15 protein-coding genes and 1 tRNA gene are annotated in these 11,504 nt (G+C 62.8%); 4 read left to right on the forward strand and 12 right to left on the reverse strand.

Annotation, left to right across the window (positions count from 1 at the left end; all coding sequences use genetic code 11):
• Positions 1–113: 113 nt before the first annotated feature.
• The 3 genes from VMA74_RS05195 to rplM form a co-directional block, all read right to left on the reverse strand.
• A tRNA-Gln gene (locus VMA74_RS05195) sits at positions 114–187 on the reverse strand.
• 68 nt (positions 188–255) lie between these two features.
• Positions 256–648 (reverse strand): 30S ribosomal protein S9, encoded by a 393-nt coding sequence (rpsI, locus tag VMA74_RS05200; protein ID WP_325365484.1) that lies wholly within the window; start codon positions 646–648, stop codon positions 256–258.
• A gap of 9 nt (positions 649–657) precedes the next feature.
• On the reverse strand, positions 658–1,086 hold the full coding sequence (gene rplM, locus VMA74_RS05205) for a 50S ribosomal protein L13 (protein WP_192678755.1): 429 nt from the start codon (positions 1,084–1,086) through the stop codon (positions 658–660).
• Between the two features lie 112 nt (positions 1,087–1,198).
• On the opposite strand from rplM, the gene VMA74_RS05210 reads away from it, so the two are divergent.
• The gene (locus VMA74_RS05210; RefSeq protein ID WP_325365487.1) at positions 1,199–2,407 is read left to right on the forward strand and encodes a (Fe-S)-binding protein; all 1,209 of its coding nucleotides are present in this window, start codon (positions 1,199–1,201) and stop codon (positions 2,405–2,407) included.
• Entirely contained in the window at positions 2,392–3,045 is a 654-nt protein-coding gene (coq7, locus tag VMA74_RS05215) for a 2-polyprenyl-3-methyl-6-methoxy-1,4-benzoquinone monooxygenase (RefSeq protein ID WP_414649559.1), read from the forward strand. Before VMA74_RS05210 ends, coq7 begins: the two co-directional genes overlap by 16 nt.
• A gap of 53 nt (positions 3,046–3,098) precedes the next feature.
• On the opposite strand, the gene speD is transcribed toward coq7, so the two are convergent.
• Positions 3,099–3,884, reverse strand: coding sequence for an adenosylmethionine decarboxylase (speD, locus tag VMA74_RS05220; RefSeq protein ID WP_126685269.1), 786 nt, complete (start codon positions 3,882–3,884; stop codon positions 3,099–3,101).
• A gap of 509 nt (positions 3,885–4,393) precedes the next feature.
• Here speD and crp point away from each other — a divergent pair.
• Positions 4,394–5,008: a cAMP-activated global transcriptional regulator CRP gene (crp, locus tag VMA74_RS05225; RefSeq protein ID WP_414649560.1), complete on the forward strand. Its 615-nt coding sequence runs from the start codon at positions 4,394–4,396 to the stop codon at positions 5,006–5,008.
• 45 nt (positions 5,009–5,053) lie between these two features.
• On the opposite strand, the gene VMA74_RS05230 is transcribed toward crp, so the two are convergent.
• The 6 genes from VMA74_RS05230 to VMA74_RS05255 all read right to left on the reverse strand — a co-directional run bounded on the left by VMA74_RS05230 (position 5,054) and on the right by VMA74_RS05255 (position 9,744).
• Positions 5,054–6,007 (reverse strand): helix-turn-helix domain-containing GNAT family N-acetyltransferase, encoded by a 954-nt coding sequence (locus tag VMA74_RS05230; protein ID WP_325365491.1) that lies wholly within the window; start codon positions 6,005–6,007, stop codon positions 5,054–5,056.
• 88 nt (positions 6,008–6,095) lie between these two features.
• Positions 6,096–6,794 (reverse strand): haloacid dehalogenase-like hydrolase, encoded by a 699-nt coding sequence (locus tag VMA74_RS05235; RefSeq protein WP_325365493.1) that lies wholly within the window; start codon positions 6,792–6,794, stop codon positions 6,096–6,098.
• A gap of 2 nt (positions 6,795–6,796) precedes the next feature.
• Positions 6,797–7,591 carry an indole-3-glycerol phosphate synthase TrpC gene (trpC, locus tag VMA74_RS05240; RefSeq protein WP_325365495.1) on the reverse strand — a complete coding sequence of 265 codons (795 nt, stop codon included), beginning with the start codon at positions 7,589–7,591 and terminating at the stop codon, positions 6,797–6,799.
• Between the two features lie 55 nt (positions 7,592–7,646).
• Entirely contained in the window at positions 7,647–8,696 is a 1,050-nt protein-coding gene (gene trpD / locus VMA74_RS05245; RefSeq protein WP_325365497.1) for an anthranilate phosphoribosyltransferase, read from the reverse strand.
• Positions 8,693–9,292: an aminodeoxychorismate/anthranilate synthase component II gene (locus VMA74_RS05250; RefSeq protein ID WP_325365499.1), complete on the reverse strand. Its 600-nt coding sequence runs from the start codon at positions 9,290–9,292 to the stop codon at positions 8,693–8,695. Before VMA74_RS05250 ends, trpD begins: the two co-directional genes overlap by 4 nt.
• Positions 9,293–9,462: 170 nt before the next feature.
• Positions 9,463–9,744: a hypothetical protein gene (locus VMA74_RS05255; protein WP_325365501.1), complete on the reverse strand. Its 282-nt coding sequence runs from the start codon at positions 9,742–9,744 to the stop codon at positions 9,463–9,465.
• A gap of 48 nt (positions 9,745–9,792) precedes the next feature.
• On the opposite strand from VMA74_RS05255, the gene VMA74_RS05260 reads away from it, so the two are divergent.
• The gene (locus tag VMA74_RS05260) at positions 9,793–10,137 is read left to right on the forward strand and encodes a nucleotidyltransferase domain-containing protein (protein WP_325365503.1); all 345 of its coding nucleotides are present in this window, start codon (positions 9,793–9,795) and stop codon (positions 10,135–10,137) included.
• A 97-nt stretch (positions 10,138–10,234) separates the two neighbouring features.
• On the opposite strand, the gene VMA74_RS05265 is transcribed toward VMA74_RS05260, so the two are convergent.
• Positions 10,235–10,909: a hypothetical protein gene (locus tag VMA74_RS05265; protein WP_325365505.1), complete on the reverse strand. Its 675-nt coding sequence runs from the start codon at positions 10,907–10,909 to the stop codon at positions 10,235–10,237.
• A gap of 1 nt (position 10,910) precedes the next feature.
• Positions 10,911–11,504: anthranilate synthase component I family protein (locus VMA74_RS05270; protein ID WP_325365507.1), on the reverse strand; the 594-nt coding region annotated here is incomplete at its 5' end.

The raw sequence follows: 11,504 nt of genomic DNA on the forward strand, positions 1-11,504 counted from the left end.
GTCAGGTAATGCGGAACGCGCAAACTGGTCATGTGGGCACCGTCCGCCAGAGCGTCCGCTGCCGAAATCACGGCCACAAAAAAAGCCCTTGGTTTCCCAAGGGCTTACAGGTTTGGCTGGGAGACTAGGATTCGAACCTAGATAAACGGAGTCAGAGTCCGTTGTCCTACCGTTAGACGATCTCCCAATACCTTGGCCGAGCGGTGCGCTCTGACTTGATGCACCGGACGGTCGAAGTGCTGCCTCTTGCGAGGATTAGCGCTTCGAGAACTGGGTGGCGCGACGGGCCTTGTGCAGACCGACCTTCTTACGCTCGACTTCGCGGGCGTCGCGGGTCACGAAGCCGGCCTTGCGCAGCTGGGGCTTCAGGCTTTCGTCGTACTCGATCAGGGCGCGGGCGATGCCGAGGCGGATGGCGCCGGCCTGGCCGGTGATGCCGCCGCCGGCGACAGTGACCTTGATGTCGAACTTGTCGCTGCTCTGGGTGAGTTCAAGCGGCTGGCGCACGATCATGCGCGAGGTTTCGCGGCCGAAGAAATCGTCCAGGCTCTTGCCGTTCACTTCGATCTGGCCGCTGCCCTTGCGCAGGAACACGCGAGCTGCGGAGGTCTTGCGGCGGCCGGTGCCGTAATTCTGCTGAATCGCCATGATGTTTCCTTAGATTTCCAGCGCCTGCGGCTGCTGGGCGGTATGCGGATGTTCGGCACCGCCGTACACCTTGAGCTTGCGGTACATGGCGCGACCCAGCGGGTTCTTCGGCAGCATGCCCTTCACGGCGATCTCGATGACGCGCTCGGGATGGGTAGCCAGCAGATCTTTCAGGCTGGTGGTCTTGAGGTTGCCGACGTAGCCGGTGAAACGGTGGTACATCTTGTCGTCCAGCTTGGCGCCGGTGACGGCCACCTTCTCAGCGTTGATCACGACGATGTAGTCGCCGGTATCCACGTGGGGGGTGAACTCGGGCTTGTGCTTGCCGCGCAGGCGACGCGCAATTTCGGTCGAGAGGCGACCGAGCGTCTTGTCCGTGGCATCAACCACGTACCAGTCGCGCTTGACGCTTTCCGGCTTGGCGCTGAACGTTTTCATTTCGGAATACCTGTCTGCCGCCAGGAGGGCGGTAAGCGGAATCGGTGAATAAAGGCGCGAGATGATAACGAAGCTTTCATCTGTCGCGCAAGCCCACGAGGGGCCGCGAGTCGTGAATGATAGCATGGATAGCATGCCCCTTGAGAACCCCCAACACCGCATCGCCGCGCTGGCCGACCAGTGTGTGCAATGCGGCCTGTGCCTGCCCGTGTGCCCTACGTATGCGCTGGACGGCAATGAATCGGAGTCGCCGCGCGGGCGCATCGCGATTGCTGCGGCACTCGCCCGGGGGCAGGTTTCCGCCAGTGCGGCGCTGCGCGAGCCGCTGGACCACTGCCTGGGATGCCTCGGTTGCGAGCGGGTTTGTCCGGCAGGAGTCAGGTACGAGGCGTTACTGATTGAGACCCGGGCCCTGCTGGGGCCTGCGCCGGAACGGCCCAGGTTTTTGCTGGAAATCGTGAAGCGGCCAAGACTGAACCGCTGGGTGCAAAGGCTGGCTCGCTGGACCGGGGCGAGCCACTGGCCGAGGCGGATACTGCCTGCTTCCTGGCGGGCGGCCCTGGCTTTGGCATCCAGCCATAACACTTCTAAACCCAACCCCAGTCCTCCCTTGCCACGCAAAGTCGGCAGAAAGGCCGGCATCGTAGCGCTATTTCCCGGCTGCGCCGCCAGCGTCCAGGACGCGGACGCCGAGCGCGCTGCGCAAACCTTGCTGACCGCTGCCGGATTCCAGGTCGTGCGCATGCCGGCATTCTGTTGCGGCGCGCTGGATCGGCACGATGGCGCCATACGCGAGGGCGACGCAGCTGCTGCGCGTCTTCAGCGCGCCTGGACGAAATCGGGCGCGGATTGTCTGGTCACGGTAACCCCCGGCTGCCTGAGCACTTTGCGCGGGGCTCTGCCGGGAGTACGCGTCGACGACCCCTATCGTCTGCTTGCCGAGCATATCGATGAGCTGTCCTTTGAGCCCCTGCCCGCCCGATTCGCGCTGCACGTCCCATGTACACAGGCCAATGTGGCGCGTAGCGATACGGCCCTGATGCAGCTGCTGCAGCGCATCCCGCAGCTGGCATTGACGCGCCTGCCTGCACCGCCTTATTGCTGCGGCGCGGCCGGCAGCCATGTGCTGCAGTTCCCGGAACGTGCAGCGCGGCTGCGCGAAAGCGTGTTGATGCAGATTGAGACGCTGGATGTGCAAGGCCTTCTGTCGTCCAATATGGGTTGCCGATTGCATTTGGCGGCGGGGCTGCAAGAAAAAGCCCCGGCCTTGCCGACCTTGCACCCGCTGACCCTGCTTGTGCAGCAATGGATACCGTCATGAACGTACGTACGCTCACCCCCCTCGATCGCCTGCTTGCCGGCATCGAACGCGCTTTGGAAACCGTGGCCGGCACGCCGGAAGCGCACCGCCCCTCCCCCGCCCATCACTTTGCCGACGCCGAGCTGGACGACAAGGAGCGCCGCCACGTCGCCGGCCTGATGCGTATCAATCACACCGGCGAGGTATGCGCGCAAGCGCTGTACGACGGACAGGCTGCACTGGCGCGCAAAGAGGAAAACCGCGCCCACCTGCATGAAGCGGCCAGCGAGGAAACCGACCACCTCGCCTGGTGTGCCGAGCGCCTGCATGAACTGGACAGCCAGCCCAGCCTGCTCAATCCGTTGTGGTATGCGGGCAGCTACGCCATCGGCGCACTGGCGGCGCTGGCTGGCGACAAGGTGAGCCTGGGGTTTGTGGTCGAAACCGAAAAGCAGGTGGAAGCGCACCTGGCCGAACACATGGACAAATTGCCCGCGCAGGACGAGCGCTCACGTGCGGTGCTGAAACAGATGCAAGAAGACGAGGTGCGCCATGCGCAACGTGCACGGGAGCGCGGCGGCATCAAGCTGCCGTTTCCGATTCCACAAATGATGCATGTGACGTCGATGGTGATGAAGACGGTGGCGTACAGGGTTTAATGCTTCTCACCGCGCCTTCTCAAAAAAAGCCCGCCTTTCGGCGGGCTTTTTCGTCACATCAGGTTGCGTCCGTGGAACAGCTCCTCGATCTCCCTGCGCAGCAGCTGCTCGATCTTCTGCCGTTCCTTGAAGGAGAGATCATCCGCGTGCGCCTCAAACAGGTAGGTGTCGAGGTCGAAGTCCTTGATGTGCATCTTGGTGTGGAAGATGTTTTCCTGGTACACGTTCACGTCAAACATCTCGTACTTCTGGCGGATGTGGCGCGCCAGGTAATCCTGCACCGAGTTGATCTTGTGGTCGATGAAATGCTTCTTGCCCTTTACATCGCGGGTGAAACCACGCACGCGGTAGTCGCACACCACGATGTCCGACTCGAAACTGTCGATCAGGTAGTTCAGCGCCTTCAGCGGTGAGATCACGCCGCAGGTGGCCACGTCGATGTCCGCGCGGAAAGTGGCAATGCCGTTGTGCGGATGCGTTTCCGGATAGGTGTGGACGGTGATGTGGCTCTTGTCCATGTGCGCCACCACCGCATCGGAGATGGTGTCACGGCCGAGCTTCTCCACCACCGGCTCCTCGGAGATGAGGATGGTCACGGAGGCACCCTGCGGGTCGTAGTCCTGGCGGGCCACGTTGAGGATGTTCGCGCCGATGATCTCGGCCACGTCGGTGAGGATCTGGGTGAGGCGATCGGCGTCGTACTGCTCGTCGATGTACTCGATGTAGCGCTGGCGCTGGTCTTCCGACACCGCATAGCAGATATCGTAGATATTGAAGCTCAGGGCCTTGGTAAGGTTGTTGAAGCCCTGCAGGCGCAGGCGCGGGAGAGGTTTCACCACGGCGACACTCCATGGCCGGGTCACGGCCGACAGGTGAGGCGGGTTAGCTACAAGGGTCCCCGCTGATTGAAAAGCGTGCTGGACCCTTATCCTGCACGCCCCTTGTGTACGAACGATGGCAAAGCGGCTGCAGTCGTCCGGAAGACTGCCAAGTATGCGGCAATTTGCCGAAAAACAGAACCTGGGAAGCGATGACTTCCTGTACTGCAGCATCGCCGGGCCGGCGATCGACCACCTGTCGACCACATGAAGGATTGCCGTGGCGGAGACTGCGGCGGGCGATCACGCCGCCTATGCGATCTGCCTCGGATCATCCCTCTGCTTCACATGTCTTTGCCATAATGCGAAAGTCGCAGGGGATGCGCATGGATTCAAACCAGGTCGCGGGATGGGCGGCCATCAAGACCAACCAGCTTGGGGAAACTTCTGTGGTGCAACTGAAATACCAGTTACAACAGGCCTTCGAACGTTCACAGGCGCCGCTCGGCTTCGCACCCGATCCGGCCTCCATGGAGCGTTTCCTCGGGCTCTGCCACCGCCGCCGCTACCCGGGCAAAACTGCCATCATCCGCCCCGGCGACCCCGCCAATACGCTTTATTACGTGATCGAGGGCTCGTTGGCCGTCTGCACGGAAGATGAGCAGGGGCGCGAGCTGATTCTTGCGTACATCAGCCGCGGCCAGTTCATCGGCGAAATGGGCCTGTTCGTGGAGCAGGCGCAGCGCGAGTCGATGGTGCGCACCCGCACCCCGTGCGAGATGGCCGAGATCAGCTACGAGCGCCTGTTCCAGCTGATGGAAGGTCCGCTGCGCGAGGAATGCCCGAAGATCCTGTTCGCCATCGGCGCCCAGCTCACCCATCGCCTGCTGCGCACTTCGCGCCAGGTGAGCCGCATGGCTTTCATGGACGTGACCAACCGCATCTCACGCACCCTGCTGGACCTGTGCCAGGAGCCCGATGCGATGAGCCACCCCGATGGCACCCAGATCCGCATTTCCCGCCAGGAAGTCAGCCGCATCGTGGGCTGCTCGCGCGAGATGGTGGGTCGCGTGCTCAAGCAACTCGAAGAGCAAGGCATGATCGATGTATCAGGCAAGACGATCGTGGTGCGCGGTACGCGCTGAGCCTTGCGCCTTTACTCCTCTCCCCAACCGGGGAGAGGACGCAGGTTATGTGGGCGGCTGATAAATCATGTACACGTCCGCCCGCTCGTAATGCGAGCCCGGGCGCACCGATGGCTGCAGTACAAATCCGGCTTTCTCGTACATGCGCAGGGCTGGTTTGAGACGGCTATTGGATTCCAGGAATAGCGTATGGCCAGCGCGCCGATGAAATTCGGCAATGCATGCATCCAGCAGGCGTTTCCCTGCGCCCAGTCCGCGGAAGGTTTCGTCGACGCCCATCTTGGTGAGCTCAAAAATGCCGGGGGATTCGCACAGCAGGGCGCAGGTGCCAATGATCTCCTCGCCCAGCCGCGCGAAGAAAATCGCGCCGCCCGGTTGCAGGATGTAGCGCTCCGGATCGCTCAGCACCATGCGGTCGACCTGTTCGATGCGGAAATAGCGTTCCAGCCATTGCGCGTTCAAGCGATAGAAGTCTTCGCGCAGTTCCGGCGAATACGGCACGATGTCCAGCGGTGCCGCCTTGATCGCCGCATGCTCGGCCAGGATCGCCTTCGCCACCGGGCGTTGCTGCAGGGCGAGTTCGCACGCGGCAATGGCCTCCAGCAGTTGTGCCGCATGCTCTTCCAGCGAGCTGTCGACACCGCGGCGCACGGCACACCAGATCGGACCCAGCTCGGCGAGCGCGGCATGCGCCTTGTCGGTCAGCACCAGCATGGTGCGCCGGCCATCGGCAGGGTCTTTCCGACGCCGCACCATGCCTGCGCGCAGCAGCTTGTCGGTGAGCTGGCTGACCGCCGAATGGGTCTGGCCAATGGCATCGGCCACTTCCGTCACGGAGCTGGGGCCGACATCCCACAGATAGCGCAACACCGGCAGCCAGCGTGACTCGATGCCGGCGCCCAGGGTCTGGTAGACCTCGTCGGCCGCGCCGTAGAAGTGATCGCTAAGCGCTTTCAGGCGGCTGCCGAGTGCCAGCTTGCCCAGGGACGCCAGGTACATGAAACATGCCTTTAAGACAAATACGTAAGCACTAACGTATCTCTGTCAGGCTGTACCCGCAAGCCCCTGCAAGCCCGAAAAGAGGCCTTCAGTACCACGCCACCCGCGTGACCGTGCGACCCAGCGCCTTCTCCACCCGCTTGCACAGCTTGGGCGTGCCGTTCACCAGCACGGCCTCGCCGGCTTGTTTGAGCATCGGCATGTCCTGGAAGGAGTCGCTATACGCGAGCCGCCAGCGGGTCACGCCTTTCGCCGCCAGATTCTGTACCTTGCGGCGGCCGACGTTATGCACCTGCAGGCGCATGCCGAACAAGCCGGGCTTGAGCTGGGTGGCAAAGACGGTCAGTTCAGGCAGCCCCAACTGGCTCAGCAGGCGCGTTACCAAGATTCGCTCGCAACCGGTAACAACGATCACTTCGTCGCCGTCCGCCACATGCCGGCGCAATGCAGCCAGGCCATCGCGATAGAACTGGCGCGGCCGGCGCACGAGTTGGTCGGCGAAAGCTTCGGCAGCGGCCTGATAACGCTGCGCGCCCAGCCCGCACAAGGCCACGTGACTGAGCGCCCACGCCGCGCGCCGACGGGAAACCACGCCGCAAAGCAGCCACCATGGCATCGTCACGAACGCCAGCGCTTTGTAGATCGCGGAGCGGGCGTAGCGATGCCGGATGAATTGCTCGAAGGCATCACCCTGGAACAGTACGCCATCAAAATCAAACAGCACCGTGCGGGACGCATCGGTGCTACCAGCATCCGCCGCTGCGTGAGTCGTTTCCCCTGTAAGCATGATCAGTGCGTATTGAACAGCCGTTTCAATGCCTGCCCCGGATCGGCCGCGCGCATGAACGCTTCGCCAACCAGGAATGCGCTGATGCCTGCGTCGCGCAGAAGCGCGACATCCTCAGGCGTGTGGATGCCCGATTCGGCGACCAGAATACGGTCGTACTCCATCAGCTGCTGCAGTTGCAGCGTGGTCTCGAGCGTGGTTTCAAACGTGCGCAGATTGCGGTTGTTGACCCCGATCAAGGGGACCGGCACGGCTTGCGCACGCTCCAGTTCTTCAGCGTCGTGCACTTCGCACAACACGTCCAGGTCCAGCTCCGCCGCCAGCAATGACAGCTCCAGCAGCGCAGCATCACCCAACGCGGCCACGATCAACAAGATGCAATCGGCGCCGATCGCGCGCGCCTCATACACCTGGTAAGGATCGATCACGAAATCCTTGCGCAGCACCGGCAGCGAACACGCAGCGCGTGCCTGGCGCAGGAAATCTTCGCTGCCCTGGAAAAAGTCCTTATCGGTCAGCACGGACAAGCACGCCGCGCCGCCCAGCTCGTAGCTGCGCGCGATCGCCACCGGATCGAAATCGGCACGGATGACGCCTTTGCTTGGGCTGGCCTTCTTCACTTCGGCGATCACCGCCGAATCGCCCTCGGCGATCTTTGCTTCGATGGCAGCTGCGAAGCCGCGCGTATCGGGCATGTCCGCCACGCGTGCGGACAATTCTTTCAGCGGCAACTTGGCGCTGCGCTCGGCGAGCTCTTCCGCCTTGCGGGCAAGGATGCGTTGAAGAATGTCGGTCATGGGCTTCTGATCGGCACGGGAGGGAACTCAAGAAGAGAGCAAAGTCGCGACCGGGTCAACCCTCTGCCAGCCGGTGGGTGGCCGCGACGAACGCGTCCATTTTGGCACGTGCTGCGCCGCTGGCGATGGTTGCCCGGGCCAATTCGATGCCACTGGCGATGCTCTTGACCACGCCTGCGGTATACAAGGCGGCGCCAGCATTCAAGCAGACGATGTCGTGCGGCACGCCATGGCGATTGCCCAGGGCATCCAGCAGCATGACTTTGGATTCCTCGGCGTTTTCCACCCGCAGGTTGCGGCTGGAGGCCATGGCCAGGCCGAAGTCTTCCGGCTCCACCTCGTACTCGTGCACTTCGCCGTCGCGCAGCTCACCCACCAGGGTGGAAGCGCCCAGCGAGATCTCGTCCATGCCGTCGCGCCCCCACACCACCAAGGCGTGCTGCGCGCCCAGCGCCTGCAAGGCGCGTACCTGGATACCGACAAGATCCGGGTGAAAAACCCCCATCAGGATGTTCGGCGCCCCAGCGGGGTTGGTAAGCGGCCCCAGGATGTTGAACAGCGTGCGCACGCCCATTTCCTTGCGTACCGGCGCGACCACTTTCATCGCGGGGTGATGGTTCGGCGCGAACATGAAACCAATGTCCGTCTCGATCATGCACTGCGCGACCTGCGCCGGCGTGAGATCGATGCGCGCGCCCAGCGCCTCGAGCACATCCGCGCTGCCCGATTTGGACGACACGCTGCGACCGCCATGCTTGGCGATGCGCGCACCGGCGGCAGCGGCCACGAACATCGCTGCGGTGGAGATATTGAAGCTCGACGCCCCATCGCCACCGGTGCCGACGATGTCCAGGAAATGCGGATGCGGCGGCACCTCCACTTTCGCCGACAGCTCACGCATCACGCGCGCCGCGCCGGTGATCTCGCCCACCGTTTCTTTCTTCACACGCAAACCGGTGATGATGGCGGCCGTCATCAGCGGACTCACCTCGCCGCTCATGATCTGGTGCATCAGCGCGATCATTTCATCGTGGAAAATCTCGCGATGCTCGATCGTCCGCTGCAAGGCTTCCTGCGGCGTGATGGTGATGGCGCGTCCCGTCATGCGGCGAGCTTTTGCAGCGGCAAACCCAGGAAATTCCGCAACAGGTCATGGCCGTACTGGGTAAGGATCGACTCGGGATGAAATTGCACGCCTTCGACCGGCAAGCGCTTGTGGCGCAGGCCCATGATCTCGTCGATGGAACCGTCCGGGTTTTCCGTCCAGGCGGTGATTTCCAGGCAATCGGGCAAGCTCGCCTGCTCCACCACCAGCGAGTGATAGCGCGTCGCCTCGAACGGATCCGGCAAGCCGGCAAACACACCCTTGCCCAGATGGCGCACCGGCGACGTCTTGCCATGCATGATCTGCTTGGCGCGAATCACCTTGCCGCCGAACGCCTGGCCGATCGCCTGGTGTCCCAGGCATACGCCGAACACCGGAATCTCCGCACCCAGCTCGCGCAACACGGCAAGCGACACGCCCGCGTCGTCCGGCGTGCCCGGGCCGGGCGAAATCATGATGTGCGAGGGTTTCAACGCGCGGATGCCCGCCACGTCCAGCGCATCGTTGCGCACCACCTTCACCTCCTGTCCTAGCTCGCCCAGGTACTGCACGAGGTTGAAGGTGAAGCTGTCGTAATTGTCGATCATGAGGAGCATGGCAGACTTAACTCTTGGATTCGCTGGACATTCCGCACTTCACGAACTCCTGCATGCCCCGAGACGCCCGGGCCATGCAGCAAGCGTCAGCCATTGTAGCGGGGGGAATCGCGGCAGCGCAGCAATCGATGACCAGAGCGGCTTGATATATACCCATTTTGGGTATCTAATTACCCAAAATGGGTAATAAGGCTGACAAACGCACCGCTTCCAACGCTCGCAAGCCCGCAGCAGGTACGACTGCGCGTGCGCGCATCAGCGTGGCCGATGCCTTGTTCACCACTACCCAACAGCGCGTTCTTGCCCTGCTGTTCGGCCAGCCTCAGCGCAGCTTTTTTACGCAGCAGTTGATCGAACTTGCCGGCGGTGGGCGAGGCGCAGTGCAGCGTGAACTGGAACGCCTGCAGCAGAGCGGGCTGATCGTGCAGAGCACGCACGGCAACCAGAAACATTACCAGGCTAATTCAAGCGCTCCCGTTTTCGCCGAACTATGCGGGATCGTGGGCAAACTGCTTGGCCCGGCCGAGATTTTGCGCGAAGCACTCGACTCCATTGCGAAGAAAGTACAACTCGCACTCTTATATGGGTCCGTTGCGGCTCACCGCGACACTGCACACAGTGATTTCGACCTGTTGCTGATCTCCGACGATTTGACGCTCGAAGAAATCTATGAAGCGCTCACGCCTGCCGAAAAACGCCTGGGCCGCCCGATCAATCCCACGCTGTATACGCATAGCGAATTCCGCAAACGACTGGAACGGCGCAACCCCTTCCTGGTTAAACTGCTGGCTGGAGAGACCATCCCCTTGATGGGAAACAAGGATGACTTCATCGCCGCTGGATAATGTGGTGCGCATCGGCCAGTTGAAGCTCGAGCCGCCCGCTCAAGTGTAGCGTCTGAGCCGGTCCCGACTGCCTAAGCTGCTGGACCAGCCCTGCAGCTCAAGGACGATCGAGCACATGCGAGGTATAGCTCTCCACCACCAGGCTAAAAGGCCGGTTATCGCCGGTGTACAGCACCGCACGATGCTGCAGCACGTGAGCCGGCATCGTCAGCGGCTGGTCGCTGGGGGGCGGTAGCGGCGCGCCGCTGTCCCAGCCTTGCGGCAGCGGCGACCACAACAACTCTGCAGAAAGGGTCTGACGGCGAAAATGCAGCGGTTGCACGACCTTGCCGAACGGCACGTCGGAAGTGTCCAGCTGCTTGTTCATTTCTGCGGTCAGGCGCGATGGTACGTACCAGTTGTCAGCGTCGGACAGCACGACCTCGCCGCAGCTCAACGCCACACGGCGATAGCGCACCGGCTCGTTCGGGCCGATGCCGAGCAAGGCGCGTGCGCCATCCGGCAGGGGTTTATCTGCTCCGCGTACGCGGTGAGCGACGACCTTGGCTTCCGGCGCCAGATGGTGCGCGGCGCACCATTGCTCCAGCGTCAACGTGGCGCTGGGGTGGCTGAGCAGTTGCGCATTCAAGGTCTGCAATTCGGCCAGCGCCTGGGCGCGGCTCATCGGCGTATCCGGCCAGCTTGGTGATGATTCGCGCGCGGTCAGCGGCGATGTGCAGACGAGCGTCAATAGCACGGCAAGGCAGCCATAGCCACGAACGATGCTTTGCATGTCACAACCCCTTCGCTGCCTGCGCCACGGCGCGGAACAGCGCGCGGCCCTTGTTCATGGTTTCTTCCCACTCGGACGCGGGATCGGAGTCGTACACGATGCCCGCGCCGGCCTGCACGTGCAGGCGGCCGCCCTGGATCACCGCGGTGCGGATGGCGATGGCGGTGTCCGCGTCGCCCCACCAGCCGATCCAGCCGATCGCACCGGCGTAGATGTTGCGCTTGTAGGGTTCGAGTTCCTGGATGATCTCGATGGCGCGGATCTTCGGTGCGCCGCTGAGCGTACCGGCCGGGAAGGTGGCCTTGAGCACGTCCATGTAGCTGAGGCCGGGTTTCACCGTGCCTTGCACCTGCGACACGATATGCATCACGTGCGAGTAATGCTCGACCACGAAGGACTCGCTGACTTCGACCGTTCCCGTTTCACTGATGCGGCCGATGTCGTTGCGCCCCAGATCGATCAGCATCACATGCTCGGCGCGCTCCTTGGGATCGGCCAGCAGCTCTGCTTCGAGCGCGCGGTCTTCTTCTTCGGTGACGCCGCGTTTGCGGGTGCCGGCGAGCGGGCGCACCACCACCTTGCCGTCTTTCATGCG

It is taken from the genome of Dyella sp. (assembly GCF_035508675.1).
In the GTDB taxonomy this organism is placed as follows: domain Bacteria; phylum Pseudomonadota; class Gammaproteobacteria; order Xanthomonadales; family Rhodanobacteraceae; genus Dyella_B.